We start from the raw sequence: 17,835 nt of genomic DNA on the forward strand, positions 1-17,835 counted from the left end.
CTCTCTTGCCAGACGAGGCCCGCCCCGCCACCGCCCGGCCCGGCCAGCAGGCCGACGAGGCCGCGGCGGCCGCCGTCACGCCCGAGAACAAGCAGGCCGGGAACGCGCCGGCCCAGGCGGCAGGGAAGCCCGGCCCGGCCGTACCCGAGCGGGCGAACGGAGCGGCACCGGGTCCGAAGCCCTCCGCCCCCACCCCGCCGCCCACCTCCGGCGTCCGGCCCCGCCCGGCCCCCTCACCCGCGCCCCGGCCCGGCCCGGCCGCCGCCTCCCGCTCCGGAGGGTCGTCGAACCGGGTCCGAGCCCGCCTCGCCCGTCTCGGCGTCCAGCGCTCCTCCCCGTACAACCCGGTCCTGGAGCCGCTGCTGCGGATCGTCCGCAGCAATGACACCAAGATCGAGACGTCCACGCTCCGCCAGATCGAGAAGGCGTACCAGGTCGCCGAGCGCTGGCACCGGGGCCAGAAGCGCAAGAGCGGCGACCCGTACATCACCCATCCGCTCGCCGTCACCACCATCCTCGCCGAGCTGGGCATGGACCCCGCCACCCTGATGGCCGGGCTGCTCCACGACACGGTCGAGGACACCGAGTACGGCCTCGACACCCTGCGCCGCGACTTCGGCGACCAGGTAGCGCTGCTCGTCGACGGTGTCACCAAGCTCGACAAGGTCAAGTTCGGCGAGGCCGCGCAGGCCGAGACCGTGCGCAAGATGGTCGTCGCCATGGCCAAGGACCCGCGCGTCCTGGTCATCAAGCTGGCCGACCGCCTCCACAACATGCGCACCATGCGCTATCTCAAGCGGGAGAAGCAGGAGAAGAAGGCCCGCGAGACCCTGGAGATCTACGCGCCGCTCGCCCACCGGCTGGGCATGAACACCATCAAGTGGGAGCTGGAGGATCTCGCCTTCGCGATCCTCTACCCCAAGATGTACGACGAGATCGTCCGGCTCGTAGCCGAGCGGGCCCCCAAGCGCGACGAATACCTCGCCATAGTGACCGACGAGGTCCAGTCCGATCTGCGCGCGGCCCGTATCAAGGCCACCGTCACCGGACGGCCCAAGCACTACTACAGCGTGTACCAGAAGATGATCGTCCGCGGCCGTGACTTCGCGGAGATCTACGATCTGGTCGGCATCCGTGTCCTCGTCGACACCGTCCGCGACTGCTACGCGGCCCTCGGCACCGTCCACGCGCGATGGAACCCGGTCCCCGGCCGGTTCAAGGACTACATCGCGATGCCGAAGTTCAACATGTACCAGTCGCTGCACACGACGGTCATCGGCCCCAACGGAAAGCCCGTCGAACTCCAGATCCGTACGTTCGACATGCACCGCCGCGCCGAGTACGGCATCGCCGCGCACTGGAAGTACAAGCAGGAAGCCGTCGCCGGTGCGTCCAAGGTGCGCACGGACGTGCCGAGGAAGTCCGGCAAGGACGACCACGTCAACGACATGGCGTGGCTGCGCCAGCTGCTGGACTGGCAGAAGGAGACCGAGGACCCCTCGGAGTTCCTGGAGTCGCTGCGCTTCGACCTCTCCCGCAACGAGGTCTTCGTCTTCACGCCCAAGGGCGATGTCATAGCGCTTCCGGCGGGCGCGACCCCGGTGGACTTCGCGTACGCCGTCCATACGGAAGTCGGGCACCGCACCATAGGAGCGCGGGTCAACGGGCGGCTCGTCCCCCTGGAATCGACCCTCGACAACGGCGATCTGGTGGAGGTCTTCACCTCCAAGGCCGAGGGCGCGGGCCCCTCCCGCGACTGGCTCGGTTTCGTCAAGTCACCGAGGGCGCGCAACAAGATCCGCGCGTGGTTCTCCAAGGAGCGGCGCGACGAGGCGATCGAGCAGGGCAAGGACTCCATCGTGCGCGCCATGCGCAAGCAGAATCTGCCCATCCAGCGCATCCTCACCGGCGACTCCCTGGTCACCCTCGCCCACGAGATGCGCTACCCCGACATCTCGTCCCTGTACGCGGCGATCGGCGAGGGCCATGTGGCCGCGCAGGGCGTGGTGCAGAAGCTGGTCCAGGCACTCGGCGGCGAGGAGGCCGCCAACGAGGACATCGCCGAGTCCGCGCCGCCCTCGCGCGGCCGCAAGCGGCGGTCGAACGCGGATCCCGGTGTGGTCGTCAAGGGCGTCGAGGACGTGTGGGTCAAGCTCGCCCGCTGCTGTACGCCCGTGCCGGGCGATCCCATCATCGGGTTCGTCACCCGGGGCAGCGGAGTGTCGGTCCACCGCGCGGACTGCGTCAACGTCGACTCGCTGTCGCAGCAGCCGGAGCGGATGCTCGACGTGGAGTGGGCGCCCACCCAGTCCTCGGTCTTCCTGGTCGCCATCCAGGTCGAGGCGCTGGACCGGTCCCGGCTGCTGTCCGATGTCACCCGGGTTCTGTCCGACCAGCACGTCAACATCCTGTCGGCGGCGGTCCAGACCTCCCGCGACCGGGTGGCGACCTCCCGCTTCACCTTCGAGATGGGCGACCCCAAGCACCTGGGCCATGTGCTCAAGGCGGTGCGGGGCGTGGAGGGTGTGTACGACGTCTACCGGGTCACCTCGGCACGGCGGCCCTAGCGGGCTGCTACCGCGGCCCCGGACCATACGCGGCCCCCGGCACCCGGCCCCCGCCGGTGTTGTGTTCCGGGCGGGGGCCGGGTGCGGAGCACGTACAGCGATCGAAAGCCGCTAGCCGCCGAACTCCTCAAGGCCCTTCTGGGCCTGGTCCAGCAGGGCCTGGCGGCCCTCCAGCTCCTTGGCGAGCTTGTCCGCCTTGGCGTTGTTGCCCGCCGCCCGTGCCGTGTCGATCTGGGAGCGGAGCTTGTCCACCGCCGCCTGGAGCTGACCCGTGAGCCCCGCGGCCCGCGCCCGGGCCTCCGGGTTCGTACGGCGCCACTCGTTCTCCTCGGACTCCTGGAGCGCCCGCTCCACCGCGTGCATCCGGCCCTCGATCCGGGGCCGGGCGTCACGCGGCACATGCCCGATCGCCTCCCAGCGCTCGTTGATGCCCCGGAAGGCGGCACGCGCGGCCTTCAGATCCGTCACCGGCACCAGCTTCTCGGCCTCGGCCGCCAGCTCCTCCTTGAGCTTCAGATTCTCGCCCTGCTCGGCGTCCCGCTCGGCGAAGACCCCGCTGCGCGCGGCGAAGAAGATGTCCTGCGCACCCCGGAAGCGGTTCCACAGGTCGTCCTCGGCCTCACGCTGCGCCCGGCCGGCGGCCTTCCACTCCGCCATCAGATCGCGGTAGCGCGCGGCCGTGGTACCCCAGTCGGTGGAACCCGAGAGCGCTTCGGCCTCGGCGACCAGCTTCTCCTTGGTCTTGCGGGCCTCCTCGCGCTGCGCGTCCAGCGAGGCGAAGTGCGCCTTGCGTCGCTTGGAGAACGCCGAGCGGGCGTGGGAGAAGCGGTGCCACAGCTCGTCGTCCGACTTCCGGTCGAGCCGGGGCAGCCCCTTCCAGGTGTCGACCAGCGCCCGCAGCCGCTCACCGGCCGCCCGCCACTGCTCGCTCTGCGCCAGCTCCTCCGCCTCGGTGACCAGCGACTCCTTGGCCTGACGGGCCTCGTCGTTCTGCTTCGCGCGCTGGACCCTGCGTTCCTCGCGGCGCTTGTCGACCGCCTCGACCAGCGCGTCGAGACGCTGGGAGAGCGCGCCGAGATCACCCACGGCATGGTGCTCGTCCACCTGCTGCCGCAGATGGTCGATCGCCGTCTGGGCGTCCTTCGCCGACAGATCGGTGGTCTTCACCCGCCGTTCGAGGAGGCCGATCTCGACCACCAGTCCCTCGTACTTGCGCTCGAAATAGGCCAGAGCCTCCTCGGGAGTGCCGGCCTGCCACGATCCGACGACCTTCTCGCCGTCGGCTGTACGCACGTACACGGTGCCCGTCTCGTCGACACGGCCCCACGGGTCGCTGCTCACAGCGCCTCCTCCACCTGATGCCCGCCGAGGGGATTCACCCCCGGGCATCGTCCACAGTTTCCTGGGGCGAGCCGCGCCCGCCCTGCACAACGCCAATCTAGGCGAACGGCCGCCCGGCTGTCCGCACTCAGCACGGCCGAAATTCCCGGCCTCCCAGCCGTGGCCGCCCCCTGGGGCACCCGGTGTGTCAGCCCTTGGTCACCGTCGCCTTGCGGATGGTGACGGCCGTGGCCGGGGCACCGTCCTCGGCCCCGCCCTCGACTCCGGCCTTCGCCACGTCCTGCACGGTCTTGAGACCCGCGGCGTCCATCTTTCCGAACACCGTGTACGACGGCGGGAGCCGCGTGTCCTTGTACACCATGAAGAACTGGCTGCCTCCCGAATCCGGCTGCCCGGTGTTGGCCATCGCCACGGTCCCCGCCGGATAGGGAACCTTGCCGTCCGCGCCCGCCTTGCCCAGCGCCTTCAGATTCTCGTCGGGGATGTTGTAGCCGGGACCGCCCGTGCCGTCGCCCTTCGGGTCGCCGCACTGGAGCACATAGGGTTCCTGCGTGGACAGCCGGTGGCACTTCATATCGTCGAAGTAGCCCTTGTCCGCGAGCGCCTTGAACGAGTTCACCGTGCGCGGGGTCTTCGACGCCTCCATCGCGATCCCGACCGCCCCCTGGCCGGTGGTGAGCGTCATCGTGTACGCGGCCTTCCTGTCGATCGACAGCGCGGGCTCGGGCACCTTGGACTCGGCCGGAGCGGGAGTGGACGGCTGCGCCGCCGGCTCGTCGGACGCCCGGTCGCCGGTGTCGCCGTTGTCCGACAGCCCGATCGACGCGTAGGCCGCCGCGCCCGCCGCGAGCACCACGGCGACCGCCGCCGCGATGACCGTATTGCGCTGCTTCCTTCTGCGGGCCTGGGCCCGGCGCTTCTGCTGCCGCTCGAACTTCTCCCGGGCGAGCTGCCGTCGCCGCTGATCGCTGCTGACCACCGAGTCTGCGCTCCTCTTCTGCCTCGCCTGCCACGACCGGACAGGTGTGCCCGTACCGTATACGGGTTGGCTGTGCGAGCAGCAGCGCCGGTAGGCTCTGATCTGCTGCAATCCAGACAGCGAGAATGCCCCTCCCCAAACCACTCCGAGGACGATCGTGCTTATTGCCGGGTTCCCCGCCGGGGCCTGGGGGACCAACTGCTATCTGGTCGCCCCCGCCGCGGGCGAGGAGTGCGTGATTGTCGACCCGGGCCACCAGGCCGCCGAGGGCGTCGCCGAAGCGGTCGCGAAGCACCGGCTGAAGCCCGTCGCCGTGATTCTCACCCACGGCCATATCGATCATGTCGCCTCGGTCGTCCCGGTGTGCGGCGCACACGATGTGCCCGCCTGGATCCACCCCGCCGACCGCTACATGATGAGCGATCCGGAGAAGGCCCTCGGGCGTGCCTTCGGCGCCCAGCTCATGGGCGAGCTGACCGTGGGGGAGCCCTCCGATGTGCACGAGCTGACCGACGGCTCCCTGCTGAAGCTCGCCGGGCTGGAGCTGACCGTGTCGCACGCGCCCGGCCATACGAAGGGGTCGGTGACGTTCAGGACGCCCGCGACCGGTGGGGAGCGCGACATCCCCCCGGTCCTCTTCTCGGGCGACCTGCTCTTCGCCGGCTCCGTCGGACGCACCGACCTGCCCGGTGGCGACCCGGCCGAGATGCTCGAATCGCTGGCACGCGTGTGTCTGCCGCTCGACGACTCGACCGTGGTGCTGTCGGGACACGGTCCCCAGACGACCATCGGCCGTGAGCGCGCCACCAACCCGTATCTGCGGGAGGTCGCCGCCGGCCCCGGGAGCTTCGAGCCTCCCCGACGAGGAATGTGACGAGAGAACCGCTGTGAGCACCTTTCAGGCCCCCAAGGGCACGTACGACCTGCTGCCGCCCGATTCCGCGACCTTTCTGGCGGTGCGGGACGCCCTCGCCGCGCCGCTGCGGCACTCCGGGTACGGCTATGTCGAGACCCCCGGCTTTGAGAACGTCGACCTGTTCGCACGCGGTGTCGGAGAGTCCACCGACATCGTGACCAAGGAGATGTACACCCTCACCACCAAGGGCGGCGACCGGTTGGCCCTGCGCCCGGAGGGCACCGCGTCCGTGCTGCGCGCCGCCCTGGAGGCCAATCTGCACAAGCAGGGCGCCCTGCCGGTCAAGCTCTGGTACTCGGGCTCGTACTACCGCTACGAACGTCCGCAGAAGGGCCGCTACCGCCACTTCTCGCAGATCGGCGCCGAGGCCATCGGCATGGAGGACCCGGCGCTCGACGCCGAGCTGATCGTCCTCGCGGACCAGGCCTACCGCTCCCTGGGCCTGCGGGACTTCCGGATCCTGCTCAACTCCCTGGGGGACAAGGAGTGCCGTCCCGTCTACCGCGAGGCGCTCCAGGGCTTTCTGCGCGGGCTCGACCTGGACGAGGACACCCGCCGCCGTGTCGACATCAACCCGCTGCGGGTCCTCGACGACAAGCGCGCCGAGGTACAGCGGCAGCTGGCGGACGCGCCGCTGCTCGGCGACTACCTCTGCGACGCGTGCCGCGCGTACCACAAGGAGGTGCGCGAGCTGCTGACCGAGGAGGGCGTCTCCTTCGAGGACGACGGCAGGCTGGTACGCGGTCTCGACTACTACTCGCGCACGACCTTCGAGTTTGTCCACGACGGACTCGGCTCCCAGTCGGCGGTGGGCGGCGGCGGACGCTACGACGGCCTCTCCGAGATGATCGGCGGTCCGGCGCTGCCGTCGGTCGGCTGGGCCCTCGGTGTCGACCGCACGGTACTGGCACTGGAGGCCGAGGGGGTGACGCTGGACCTTCCGCCGTCGACGAGCGTGTTCGCCGTACCGCTCGGCGAGGAGGCCCGCCGGGTGCTGTTCGGCGTGGTCACCCAGCTGCGCCGGGCGGGCGTCGCGGCCGACTTCGCGTACGGCTCCCGGGGCGTGAAGGGCGCGATGAAGGCGGCCAACCGTTCGGGCGCGCGCTACACCCTCGTCGCCGGTGAGCGCGATCTCGCAGAGGGAGTGGTCCAGCTCAAGGACATGGAGTCGGGCGAGCAGAACGCGGTCCCCGTGTCCGAGGCCGCCGAAGCGCTGCGCAAGCTTCTGGCCTGATACGGCCGGGCGCCGGCGGACCCGCGAAGCACGGGGCCGCCGGCACCCGGACCGCGTCCCACCGGCCCGCCGGGTGTCCACCGGCGGCCGGCGCCTCGCCGGGACCGCTACAAGAGCCCCAGCCGCATCGCGCTGGTCACCGCCGCCGTACGGTCGTCGACCCCCAGCTTCCCGAACACGCGCAGCAGATGCGTCTTCACCGTCGACTCACCGATGAACAGCCGCCGCCCGATCTCCGCGTTGGTGCACCCCTCCGCGACCAGCCGCAGCACCGCCGTCTCCCGGTCCGACAGCCTCGGCCGCTCCGGATGGGCGCGGAGCCGGTCGACCAGCCGCGCGGCCACGGACGGCGCCAGCACCGTCTCACCACGGGCCGCCGCCCTGATCGCGTCGGCCAGCTCACCGCGGGCCATGTCCTTCAGGAGATAGCCCGCCGCGCCCGCCTCCACGGCCCGCAGGATGTCCCCGTCCGTCTCGTACGTCGTGAGGACGATGACCCGGCACGGCAGCCCGGCCGCACGCATCCGCTCGATCGACTCGGCACCCCCGCCGCCCGGCATCCGCAGATCCATCAGCACGATGTCCGGCAGCAGCTCTGCACTGAGGGCCTCGGCCTGCGGTCCGTCGGACGCCTCTCCGACGACCTCCAGATCGGCCTCGGCGCCGAGCATCCCGCGCAGCCCCTCCCGTACGACGGGATGGTCGTCGGCTAGCAGTACCCGGATCATGCGGCGTCTCTCCCCGGCTGCCTCCAGAGCTCGGATCACGGGCGGCTCCTCTCGGAGGGCTGCGGCAACGGCAGCGTTACGGAAACGGTGGTGCCCGCGCCAGGTGCCGTACGCACCTCGGCCGAGCCGCCCACCTCGGCGGCGCGGGAGCGCAGACCGCTGAGCCCGTAGCCGGGGCGGGGCACGCTCTGGTCGAAGCCGCAGCCGGTGTCGGTGACGGACAGCAGCAGACGGGTGTCGGTGTAGGAGAGGACGATGGAGACCGCGGCCCGGGGGCCGGCGTGTCTGGCGGCGTTGGCGAGGGCCTCCTGACTGGCGCGCAGCGCCACCACCTCCAGGGCGGGCTCCAGGGGGCGGACCCGGCCGGTGACCTCCAGGGCGGCCGGGGAGCCATGACGGGCCGTGAGTCTGCGCAGCGCGTCGGGGAGCGAGGAGCCGTCGAGATCGGCGGGGGCGCCCCCGGCGACCAGGGCCCGCGCCTCGGCGAGGTTCTGCCGGGCGGTCTCCGCCATCATCCCCAGATGGCGGCGGGCCGCCGGCGGATCCCGGTCCAGTTCCGACTGGACCGCCTGGACGAGCATCAGCAGGCTGGTGAAGCCCTGGGCGAGGGTGTCGTGGATCTCGCGGGACATCCGCTCGCGCTCACTGAGCGCGCCATGGGCCGCCGACAGCCGGGCCACCTCCTCCCGGCTCGCCTCCAGCTCGGCGATCAGCTCGGCCCGCTCCCGGCTCTGCTCGATGATGCGGATGATCCAGTGCCCGAACACCGCCGAGAACGCGAGGGCGATCACGGTGGACAGGGCGGGGAAGAACAGCTCCTCGGCGCCGGGCCGCCGCAGCACGGCCCAGGCCGCCACCGGTACGACATTGACCAGGGCCACCGCCACCAGCGCGGGCCGCATCGGCAGCAGCATGAAGCACTGGGGGACGAGCGCGAAGGTCGCGATCCGCATCTCGCCGATCAGGATCGCGGGGGGCAGCAGCAGGAGCACGGCCCCGGCGACATAGACGAGCGAGCGCCGCTCGTCCGTGACCCGCCCCGACAGCACGGGCCGCCCCACCACCGCGTACCAGGGGAGCAGCAGGACGAACAACCCGGCGGCGGCCGCCCGGACCGGGGCGCCGGGACCCGACGACCCGAGGGTGAAGGCCAGGGTCGCCGCCCAGATGATCGCGAAGTACCAGTCCCAGGACCGGTAGTCGCCCTCCCACACATGCCGCTCCCGCGCCCGGGCGGGGGAGCTCAGCCGTCGTCCCGGCTCTTCCAGCGGAAGGTCAGCAGACACAGAACGAGTCCTCCCACGCACCAGGCGCCCAGGACCAGGGCGACCAGGCCGGGCTCCCAGCCGCCGCTCGGTTCCAGCACGACAGCGGACTCCGGCAGGAACACGCCGCGCAGGCCCTGGACCATCCACTTCAGCGGGAACAGCGCCGCGACGCTCAGCATCCAGTCGGAGAGACTGGTGATCACGATATACACACCGGAGATGAACTGGAGTACCTGGAACGGCAGGGTGACCACGGACGAGGCGCTCTGGCCGGTTTTCGGCACACTGCTGATCGCGATCCCGAGCAGGGTGCACGAGGTCAGCCCCAGCACGAAGATCCAGCCGAAGGTGAACCACTTCTCGGGGGTCGCCGGAAGATCCACGTCGTAGAGGAACGTGCCGACCGCCAGCAGGGCCGCCGTCTCCAGGACACCGGTGACCAGCACCAGCCACACCTTGCCGAGGAAGTACGCGGAGGGCGGCATCGGCGTGCCGCGCAGCCGGCGCAGCTGCTTCTGGTCCCGCTCGATCGCGATGGAGACCCCGAGGGACTGGAAGCTGGTGGACATGATGCCCGCCGCGATCATCGCCGGTACGTAGAGCTGGGAGGCGGTGACCCCGCCGCCCTTCACATCGTCGCCGAAGACCGAGGCGAACAGGACCAGCAGAATGATGGGGAAGGCGAAGGTGAAGACGGCCTGTTCGCGCTGGCGGAAGAAGGCCCGGATCTCCAGGTCGCCGCGCAGCAGCCCGAGCCGCCAGGCACCGGGGAGGGGACCGGAGGGCCGGAACGTGGTCCCGGCGGCGGTGGCGGTACTCATCGCGGGACCTCGCTCTCGTGGGCGCGCGGGGCCTCGCTCGCATCGGCGCGCTGCCCGGTGAGGCGGAGATAGACGTCCTCCAGCGAGGGCCGGTCGATCAGCAGGCCGGGGACTTCGCCGCGGTGGCGGCGACCCAGTTCGAAGACGGTACGGGTGGGGGTGGGGGTGCGCTCGCTGCGGTGGGTGCCGTCCGGTTCACGCCAGGTGACCGTGGACCCGCTGCCGTATCTCTCGCGCAGTGAGTCCGGGCTGCCCTCGGCGACGACACGGCCTCGCGCGATCACCGCGATACGGTCGGCCAGTTCCTCGGCCTCCTGGAGATAGTGCGTGGTCAGCACGATGGTCGTGCCCTCCTCGGCGAGCCGGCGGATCAGCTCCCAGAACTGACGCCGGGCGGCCGGGTCGAATCCGGTGGTGGGTTCGTCGAGCAGCAGCAGCTCGGGGCCGCCGATCACCCCCAGCGCCACATCGAGCCGCCGCCGCTGGCCGCCCGAGAGGGCCTTGACCCGGCTGTCCGCCTTCGGTGTGAGCCCGACCAGTTCGATGACCTCTCCGGGGTCCCTGGGGGCGGGGTAGTAGCGCGCGAAATGGGTGACGGTTTCACGGACCGTCAACTCGGCGGGCGCGGATTCGTCCTGCCAGACGATGCCGATGCGAGACCGCCACCGGCGATTTCCGGTCGCGGGATCGGAGCCGAGTACGCTCACACTGCCGGAGTCACGGGTGCGGTGGCCCTGGAGGATCTCCACGGTGGTGCTCTTGCCGGCACCGTTCGGCCCGAGCAGCCCGAAGACCTCGCCCCTGCGGATGCCCAGGTCCAGACCGTCGACCGCCGTCACTTCGCCGTAGCGCTTGCGGAGTCCCGTCACGTTCACCGCGAGTTCATTCATGGTGACAAGCCTGGTCGGACGGCGTGACCCGCGGTACCACCGGGCGTTTATTCTTATGTCCACCGAACGGTGGACACCCAGACGGCTGCGGCAGAATGACACAAGCCCCAGCAGGCCACCGAACGATGGAATGCGATATGACGACTGCAGCGCTGGACGACGTGTCCTCCGGCGAGAAGACCGACGGCTCCACGGGCGCGATCGGCGGCAGCCGGTCGCTGGGCCTGCTGCTGGTGATCACGGGCGCGGCGGGGCTGCTGGCCGCGTGGATCATCACGATCGACAAGTTCAAGCTGCTGGAGGACCCGTCCTTCACCCCGGGGTGCAGCCTCAATCCGGTGGTCTCCTGCGGCAACATCATGAAGAGCGACCAGGCGACGGTGTTCGGGTTCCCCAATCCGATGCTGGGCCTGGTGGCGTACTCGATGGTGATCGCCATCGGCGTCGGACTGCTGGCGGGCGCCCGCTACCGGCGGTGGTACTGGCTGGGGCTGAACGCGGGCTGTCTGTTCGGTGTGGGCTTCTGCATGTGGCTCATGTACCAGTCGCTGTACAACATCAACGCGCTGTGCCTGTGGTGCTCGCTGGCCTGGGCCGCCACGATCGTGATGTTCTGCTACGTCACCGGGCACAACATCAAGCACCGGATCATCAAGGTGCCGGAGGGGCTGCGCAGGGGGCTCATGGAGTTCCACTGGATGCCGCCGGTGCTGTGGATCGGCATCATCGGGATGCTCGTGCTGACCCGCTGGTGGGACTTCTGGACCAGCTGAGCCGGCTGCCTCGCCCGGCCCCTGCCGCACGTCGCGGCTGAAGGGCCTGTGCGTGGGCGGTGGGGCTCAGGGGCCGGAGCCTGGGTGGTGGGGCTCAAGGTCCGGTGCCGCCCGGACGACCGGTTCCGCCCGCCGGGTCCCGCCTTCCGGCCCTTCGCCCCCGCCACGGCTTCCGCCCCGCCCCCGGACCCCTGCCCCGAGCGCCTGGCCGGGGGCGTTGTCGGTGCGCTGGCATAGGCTGCACAGCGTGGAGCCCGACCTCTTTACCGCCGCAGCCGAAGAACGCCAGGAGAAGGACCCGTCCAGCAGCCCCCTGGCGGTACGGATGCGTCCGCGCACCCTGGACGAAGTCGTGGGCCAGCAGCATCTGCTCAAGCCCGGCTCGCCGCTGCGCCGGCTCGTCGGGGAGAGCGGCGGCCCGGCGGGGCCGTCCTCGGTGATCCTGTGGGGGCCGCCCGGGACCGGCAAGACGACCCTCGCGTATGTGGTCTCCAAGGCCACCGACAAGCGCTTCGTGGAACTGTCCGCGATCACCGCGGGGGTCAAGGAGGTCCGCGCGGTCATCGACGGCGCGCGCCGGGCCGCGGGCGGATTCGGCAAGGAGACCGTTCTCTTCCTCGACGAGATCCACCGCTTCTCCAAGGCCCAGCAGGACTCCCTGCTGCCCGCCGTGGAGAACCGCTGGGTGACGCTGATCGCCGCGACCACGGAGAACCCGTACTTCTCGGTGATCTCCCCGCTGCTCTCCCGCTCGCTGCTGCTGACGCTGGAGTCGCTCACCGACGACGACCTCAGGGGGCTGCTGCACCGGGCGATCGGTGAGGAGCGCGGCCTGGGCGGGGCCGTCGTCCTGCCCGGGGACGCCGAGGCACATCTGCTGCGTGTCGCGGGCGGAGACGCCCGCAGGGCCCTGACCGCGCTGGAGGCCGCCGCGGGCGCGGCGCTCGACAAGGGGGAGAAGGAGATCTCCCTGACGACCCTGGAGGAGACGGTCGACCGCGCGGCGGTGAAGTACGACCGGGACGGCGATCAGCACTACGACGTGGCGAGCGCTCTGATCAAGTCCATCCGGGGCTCCGACGTGGACGCGGCCCTGCACTATCTGGCCCGCATGATCGAGGCGGGGGAGGACCCCCGGTTCATCGCGCGCAGACTGATGATCTCGGCCAGCGAGGACATCGGCCTCGCCGATCCGACGGCGCTGCCGACGGCCGTCGCCGCGGCCCAGGCGGTGGCCATGATCGGTTTCCCGGAAGCCGCGCTGACCCTCAGCCATGCCACGATCGCGCTGGCGCTCGCCCCGAAGTCGAACACCGCGACCACGGCCATCGGCGCCGCCCTCGCCGATGTGCGCGCGGGGCTCGCGGGGCCGGTGCCCGCGCATCTGCGGGACGGCCACTACAAGGGCGCGGCGAAGCTGGGCCATGCGCAGGGCTATGTCTATCCGCACGATGTGCCGGGCGGTATCGCGGCCCAGCAGTACGCTCCGGACGCCGTTCACGGCAAGCGGTACTACGAGCCGACCCGGTACGGAGCGGAGGCACGGTACGCGGACGTGGCCGAGCGGGTCCGCGAGCGGCTCGGCCGCCCGGGCTCCGCCGACGACCGGTCGGACGGCTGAGCCGGAGTCCGGGCCGGCGGCCGGTCGTGGCCGGGTCCGGAGCCGGAGCGCGGTGCGTCCGGCGGGCGGCCCGGCTTCGGACCCGGTACGACGCCCCAGGACGACGGCTCGGCGGGAGCACGTACCCGGCACCCGAACAGGACGGCCCGCGGGAGCATCCGGTACGGCGACGGCAGGACCGCCCGCGGGAGCACGTACCCGATACCCGAACAGGACGGCGGCGGGAGCACCCCGTACACAAGGGGCGGCTCGGCGGAAACGGCTCAGTGCGCGGCTGCCTCGAAGAGCGTGTGCATCGCGCGGCGCAGCTCCGTGACGTCCCGCACCGGCGCCGGGAAGTCGAAGCGCGCGTCGAAGCACCGCTCACCGACGAACCGCACCCGCAACCCGAACCGGTCCAGTGCCAGCGGGACCGCCCGTCCCCGCCCCGCCCCCGCGGTCTCTCCGGCGCGCTCACCGAGGAGCCCGCACAGCTCCTGCACCTGCTCGCCGTGCGCGGAGTGCAGATGCTGGAGCAGCTCGGCCTCGTGCGCGACGATCGGGTCGACCCGGGCCCGGGCGAAGTCCTCCGGCTCGACGGCGGAGGCGCCCCACAGATCGTCCACGGACAGCTCGCCCACTTCGAGCCGGAGCATCATGGCACCGGGCTCGGCGAGTGAGGGGGCGCAGGTGAGCCAGCCGGAGACCCGGGCACGCCCCCGGATACGGTGGGGTACGGACACCGGCGCGACATCCGTGATCTCCAGCACCGCCGAGAGTTCGTCGTCCTGGGCATGGGTGGCGGCGCGCACGGCGGGGGAGTCCGCGGGGAAGAGCAGGAACACCTCGCCGTCCGGGCCCACCACCCGCGCCCGCGGGGCCGGCGGCTCCGGCCGGATGGTCTCCACGCCCGGAATCAGCAGTACCCCCGAGCATGTACTCTGTACGAGAGTTCGTGTGCGCTCGGCTGCTGACGGCATCCGCGCGATTTCAAGCCCGCTGGGACGCGGCTGACCATGAGCTGATCGGACCTCCGTCACCTCGGCGCTCTTCTGAGCAGCGTCGGTGTTCTTCGTGCTGTCCGTGATGCGTTTGGTGTTCCCCGGGCGAGACATGCGATCTCCTTGAGTAAGGTGAGCCTAACCTAACCTACAACGGAGGTCTGGAGAACGTGCCTAACCAGTCGCGTCCCAAGGTCAAGAAGTCCCGTGCGCTCGGCATCGCCCTGACGCCGAAGGCCGTCAAGTACTTCGAAGCCCGCCCGTACCCCCCGGGTGAGCACGGCCGCGGCCGCAAGCAGAACTCGGACTACAAGGTCCGTCTGCTGGAGAAGCAGCGTCTGCGCGCCCAGTACGACATCAGCGAGCGCCAGATGGTCCGCGCGTACGACCGTGCGCGCAAGGCCGAGGGCAAGACCGGCGAGGCGCTGGTCATCGAGCTGGAGCGCCGCCTCGACGCCCTGGTGCTGCGTTCGGGTATCGCCCGCACCATCTACCAGGCCCGCCAGATGGTCGTCCACGGCCACATCGAGGTCAACGGCGGCAAGGTCGACAAGCCGTCCTTCCGCGTCCGCCCCGACGACGTGGTGATGGTCCGCGAGCGCTCCCGCGACAAGGCCCTGTTCCACGTCGCGCGTGAGGGCGGCTTCGCCGCGGACGGCGAGACCCCGCGCTACCTGCAGGTCAACCTGAAGGCCCTGGCGTTCCGCCTGGACCGCGACCCGCAGCGCAAGGAAGTCCCCGTGATCTGCGACGAGCAGCTGGTCGTCGAGTACTACGCCCGCTGATCCGGCGCGCCGGGCCGGCGCGCCCGGCCGGGCGCGCGTACGGACCTGAGCGTTTCAGCCCGCCGTCTCCCCGTCCTTACCGGTGGGGGAGCCGGCGGGCTCTCGCGTCTGCGAAAGGGCCGGGCCCGCCGCGGGACGGCCGTCCTCCAGCCCGGTACGGCTGTCCGGCCCGGCGAGGGCCCGGCGCACGGCCGCTTCCGGCGACAGCCCCCGCCCCTCCCGTACCAGGACCTCGTACCGCCAGGGGCCCAGCGCCTCGCGCGCCTTCCGACGGCACAGGGCGCTCGGCGCCCCGAAGTGGCGGGACCCGAGGAGCGGGGGACCGACGCCGTCCCAGAGCGGTGCCGCGGCACCCTGGAGCACGGCCGCCTCCGCCGGATCGCCCTCGTCGGCCGTCACCAGCGCCATCAGCTCGATCGCCAGCACCAGCCCCAACAGATCGTGGAAGCGACGGCTGATGGCGATCGCCTCGGCCAGCAGTTCACGCGCCGTCCCCTGCGAGTCGTCCGTCCAGGCCGCGTAGGCCAGGACATACAGGGCGTACGCACGGGTCCACAGCTCGCCGTGCTCCCCGCAGATCTCCCGGACCTCCTCGCAGAGCACGACGGCCTCCGGCAGCCGGTCCTGGAAGACGAGCGCCATGGCCAGTTCGACCTGCCCCATCAGCACATGGCCGTTGAGTTCGCCGAGTTCCCGGTACGAGTCCAGTGCGGTCCGCAGCAACTCCTCCGCGCGCGGCGACTCGTCGGCGAGCAGCGCCAGAGTGCCCATGCGGTGGACGGCGTACACGGCCGCCGGGCTGTCCGCGCGGACGGCCTCCTCACGGCACGTGCGCAGCGCGCCGGCCGCGGTCTCCGTATCGCCCTGGAGGATCGCCACATGGCCGAGGACCCACAGCGCCCGCAGCCGTGCCTCCTCGTGTTCGTCGCCCTGCGCCAGCGCGCGGTCCAGCCAGCGCCTGCCCTCCGCGAGCCGGCCGCAGCCGACCCAGCAGAACCAGAGCGTGCCCGCCAGATACTGGCCCAGATGGGTGTCCTCCTCGCTCTCCAGACACAGCTCCAGGGCGGCCCGCAGATTCGGCAGCGCGCTCTCCGCGCAGGCCGCGACCTCCGTCTGACGGGGGCTGAACCAGTCCAGTTCGCACCAGGTCGCCAGCCCCACGTACCAGTCGCGGTGCCGCTTGCGCATCCGCCGGGCGTCGCCCAGGGCGCCCAGCCACTCCTCGCCGCAGGCGCGCAGGGTGCCCGGCATCCGGTAGCGCACTCCCGCGGGGGTCTCCTCACGGGTGATCACGGACAGGGCGAGCAGTTCGGCCACCACGTCCGGTACCCGGTCGGCGGGCAGATCGGGGCCGCTGCACACATACTCGACGGCCTCCAGGTCGAAGGGGCCGGCGAAGACGGAGAGCCGCGCCCACAGCAGCCGTTCCTCCGGGGTGCACAACTCGTGGCTCCAGCCGATCGCCGTACGCAGGGTCCGATGCCGGGGGAGCGACCCCTGTTCGCCCCCGGCGAGCAGCCGGAACCTTTCGTCCAGCCGCTCCACCACCTGTTCGACCGAGAGCGCGGGCAGCCGCCGGGCGGCCAGCTCCAGCGCCAGCGGAATCCCGTCGAGCCGCAGACACAGCTCCCGTACGGCGGCTCGGTCGTCCTCGGCCGGCCGGAAGCCCGGTACCACCACGGCTGCGCGGTCGCAGAAGAACTCGACCGCGTCGGCCTCCGTCAGCGGCCCCAGTGACAGCACCGCCTCCCCCTCGATCCGCAGCGGTGTGCGGCCCACCGCGAGCACCCGGAGCCCGGGCGCACCGCGCAGCAGCTCCCGTACGAGGGCGGCGCAGGCGTCGGAGAACTGTTCGACCCCGTCCAGGACCAGCAGCAGATCACGCCGGGCGAGATGGCCGAGCAGGACCTCGCGGGGCGGCCGGGTGGTCCGGTCGATGATGCCCAGCGCCTCGGCGAGGGAGTGCTCCAGCAGCCCGGGGTCGCCGACCGCCGTCAGCCCGACCGGCCGGACCCCGTCGGCGTACCGATTCTGCAGAGCGCTCGCGCCCTCCGCGGCCAGCCGTGACTTGCCCACGCCACCCGCTCCGGAGATCGTGACCAGCCGGGAGGCGCCGAGCAGCCGGGTGAGTTCCGCCAGCTCTCCGGCACGGCCCACGAACCTGCCCGGTCCGGCCGGGAGAGCGCCCCGGACGGCGGGGGCGGGGTGGGGATGGGCATCGGAGGACGAGCTGTCGCGATGGGTGCGCCGCATGGGACACGCAGCGTACCGGCGCGTATCCGGTCCGTACAATCATTCAGAACCCGTCCTGTTCTTCCCGGGGGGAATGCGGTAGGGGAGGCGACCACCGGCGCGATAGGGTCGGAGGACGATTCCGGGGTCCTCCCCATGTCTGAAGCAGACTGAAGCAGGACCACGACAAGAACCGACGCAAGACGGACAAGACGATCAAGTTCCGAGCAGAGAGCGGTGCAGCGTGACCGGTGGAGAGGTTGCCGGGATTCTGGTGGCCGTCTTCTGGGCGATCCTGGTCTCCTTCCTCGCCGTGGTGCTGGTGAGGCTGGCCCAGACGCTCAGGGCGACCACCCGGCTGGTGACGGAGGTGACCGAGCAGGCCGTCCCGCTGCTCGCGGACGCTTCCGCGACGGTCCGCTCCGCGCAGACCCAGCTCGACCGGGTCGACGCCATCGCGACGGACGTCCAGGAGGTCACCTCCAACGCCTCCGCGCTCTCCTCCACGGTCGCCTCCACCTTCGGCGGCCCGCTGGTCAAGGTCGCCGCCTTCGGATACGGAGTCCGCAGGGCCATGGGCCGTACGTCCGAGCCGGCCGCGGCCTCCCCCCGGGAGCGGTCCGATCGCACGGTGATCGTCGGCCGTACCGTGCCGCCCGCCCGGACCGGACGCGGCCGGTGGGGCAGGAAGGGCTGACAC

At 71.3% G+C, this 17,835-nt stretch carries 15 protein-coding genes; 7 read left to right on the forward strand and 8 right to left on the reverse strand.

The features are described from left to right. Positions 1-5: 5 nt before the first annotated feature. Positions 6-2,567, forward strand: coding sequence for a RelA/SpoT family protein (locus tag ACIBCM_RS16930; protein WP_399243796.1), 2,562 nt, complete (start codon positions 6-8; stop codon positions 2,565-2,567). A 111-nt stretch (positions 2,568-2,678) separates the two neighbouring features. Here the strand turns inward: ACIBCM_RS16930 and ACIBCM_RS16935 are convergent, their stop codons facing one another. Both ACIBCM_RS16935 and ACIBCM_RS16940 read right to left on the reverse strand, forming a co-directional pair. Beyond that, positions 2,679-3,908: a DUF349 domain-containing protein gene (locus ACIBCM_RS16935; RefSeq protein ID WP_399243798.1), complete on the reverse strand. Its 1,230-nt coding sequence runs from the start codon at positions 3,906-3,908 to the stop codon at positions 2,679-2,681. 187 nt (positions 3,909-4,095) lie between these two features. Then, the gene (locus ACIBCM_RS16940) at positions 4,096-4,887 is read right to left on the reverse strand and encodes a peptidylprolyl isomerase (protein WP_399243800.1); all 792 of its coding nucleotides are present in this window, start codon (positions 4,885-4,887) and stop codon (positions 4,096-4,098) included. 157 nt (positions 4,888-5,044) lie between these two features. Here ACIBCM_RS16940 and ACIBCM_RS16945 point away from each other — a divergent pair, with 157 nt between their 5' ends. Both ACIBCM_RS16945 and hisS read left to right on the forward strand, forming a co-directional pair. After that, positions 5,045-5,761, forward strand: a complete 717-nt coding sequence (locus tag ACIBCM_RS16945; protein ID WP_399243803.1) for an MBL fold metallo-hydrolase — start codon at positions 5,045-5,047, stop codon at positions 5,759-5,761. Between the two features lie 13 nt (positions 5,762-5,774). Then, the gene (gene hisS, locus ACIBCM_RS16950; protein WP_399243806.1) at positions 5,775-7,037 is read left to right on the forward strand and encodes a histidine--tRNA ligase; all 1,263 of its coding nucleotides are present in this window, start codon (positions 5,775-5,777) and stop codon (positions 7,035-7,037) included. Positions 7,038-7,144: 107 nt separating this feature from the next. Here hisS and ACIBCM_RS16955 read toward each other — a convergent pair whose 3' ends face one another. Genes ACIBCM_RS16955 through ACIBCM_RS16970 form a run of 4 tightly spaced genes read right to left on the reverse strand, consistent with a single transcriptional unit; the run spans position 7,145 to position 10,744 of the window. Then, complete coding sequence (locus ACIBCM_RS16955) at positions 7,145-7,765, reverse strand: response regulator (RefSeq protein ID WP_399243902.1); 621 nt, start codon at positions 7,763-7,765, stop codon at positions 7,145-7,147. Between the two features lie 35 nt (positions 7,766-7,800). After that, complete coding sequence (locus ACIBCM_RS16960) at positions 7,801-9,051, reverse strand: sensor histidine kinase (protein WP_399243809.1); 1,251 nt, start codon at positions 9,049-9,051, stop codon at positions 7,801-7,803. Beyond that, positions 9,009-9,854 carry an ABC transporter permease gene (locus ACIBCM_RS16965; protein WP_399243812.1) on the reverse strand — a complete coding sequence of 282 codons (846 nt, stop codon included), beginning with the start codon at positions 9,852-9,854 and terminating at the stop codon, positions 9,009-9,011. Before ACIBCM_RS16965 ends, ACIBCM_RS16960 begins: the two co-directional genes overlap by 43 nt. After that, on the reverse strand, positions 9,851-10,744 hold the full coding sequence (locus ACIBCM_RS16970; RefSeq protein ID WP_399243814.1) for an ABC transporter ATP-binding protein: 894 nt from the start codon (positions 10,742-10,744) through the stop codon (positions 9,851-9,853). The genes ACIBCM_RS16965 and ACIBCM_RS16970 overlap by 4 nt, the downstream gene beginning before the upstream one ends. Before the next feature lie 137 nt (positions 10,745-10,881). On the opposite strand from ACIBCM_RS16970, the gene ACIBCM_RS16975 reads away from it, so the two are divergent. Both ACIBCM_RS16975 and ACIBCM_RS16980 read left to right on the forward strand, forming a co-directional pair. Next, entirely contained in the window at positions 10,882-11,517 is a 636-nt protein-coding gene (locus ACIBCM_RS16975; protein ID WP_399243816.1) for a vitamin K epoxide reductase family protein, read from the forward strand. A gap of 247 nt (positions 11,518-11,764) precedes the next feature. Continuing rightward, positions 11,765-13,138: a replication-associated recombination protein A gene (locus tag ACIBCM_RS16980; protein ID WP_399243818.1), complete on the forward strand. Its 1,374-nt coding sequence runs from the start codon at positions 11,765-11,767 to the stop codon at positions 13,136-13,138. 263 nt (positions 13,139-13,401) lie between these two features. Here ACIBCM_RS16980 and ACIBCM_RS16985 read toward each other — a convergent pair whose 3' ends face one another. Beyond that, on the reverse strand, positions 13,402-14,097 hold the full coding sequence (locus ACIBCM_RS16985; protein WP_399243905.1) for a DUF2470 domain-containing protein: 696 nt from the start codon (positions 14,095-14,097) through the stop codon (positions 13,402-13,404). Positions 14,098-14,288: 191 nt separating this feature from the next. Here ACIBCM_RS16985 and rpsD point away from each other — a divergent pair, with 191 nt between their 5' ends. Continuing rightward, positions 14,289-14,903, forward strand: a complete 615-nt coding sequence (gene rpsD / locus ACIBCM_RS16990; protein ID WP_389277049.1) for a 30S ribosomal protein S4 — start codon at positions 14,289-14,291, stop codon at positions 14,901-14,903. Between the two features lie 54 nt (positions 14,904-14,957). Here the strand turns inward: rpsD and ACIBCM_RS16995 are convergent, their stop codons facing one another. Beyond that, the gene (locus tag ACIBCM_RS16995) at positions 14,958-17,156 is read right to left on the reverse strand and encodes an ATP-binding protein (protein ID WP_399243820.1); all 2,199 of its coding nucleotides are present in this window, start codon (positions 17,154-17,156) and stop codon (positions 14,958-14,960) included. Positions 17,157-17,379: 223 nt separating this feature from the next. On the opposite strand from ACIBCM_RS16995, the gene ACIBCM_RS17000 reads away from it, so the two are divergent. Continuing rightward, positions 17,380-17,832, forward strand: a complete 453-nt coding sequence (locus ACIBCM_RS17000) for a DUF948 domain-containing protein (protein WP_399243822.1) — start codon at positions 17,380-17,382, stop codon at positions 17,830-17,832. Positions 17,833-17,835 lie beyond the last annotated feature (3 nt).

This window comes from Streptomyces sp. NPDC051018, assembly GCF_044456085.1.
In the GTDB taxonomy this organism is placed as follows: domain Bacteria; phylum Actinomycetota; class Actinomycetes; order Streptomycetales; family Streptomycetaceae; genus Streptomyces.

Excerpts from the sequence above, each read along its gene's own strand:
- ACIBCM_RS16955 (WP_399243902.1), bottom strand. The coding sequence starts at position 7,765 with ATGATCCGGGTACTGCTAGCCGACGACCATCCCGTCGTACGGGAGGGG.
- ACIBCM_RS16965 (WP_399243812.1), bottom strand. The coding sequence starts at position 9,854 with ATGAGTACCGCCACCGCCGCCGGGACCACGTTCCGGCCCTCCGGTCCC.
- ACIBCM_RS16970 (WP_399243814.1), bottom strand. The coding sequence starts at position 10,744 with ATGAATGAACTCGCGGTGAACGTGACGGGACTCCGCAAGCGCTACGGC.
- ACIBCM_RS16975 (WP_399243816.1), top strand. The coding sequence starts at position 10,882 with ATGACGACTGCAGCGCTGGACGACGTGTCCTCCGGCGAGAAGACCGAC.
- ACIBCM_RS16985 (WP_399243905.1), bottom strand. The coding sequence starts at position 14,097 with ATGCCGTCAGCAGCCGAGCGCACACGAACTCTCGTACAGAGTACATGC.
- ACIBCM_RS16995 (WP_399243820.1), bottom strand. The coding sequence starts at position 17,156 with ATGCGGCGCACCCATCGCGACAGCTCGTCCTCCGATGCCCATCCCCAC.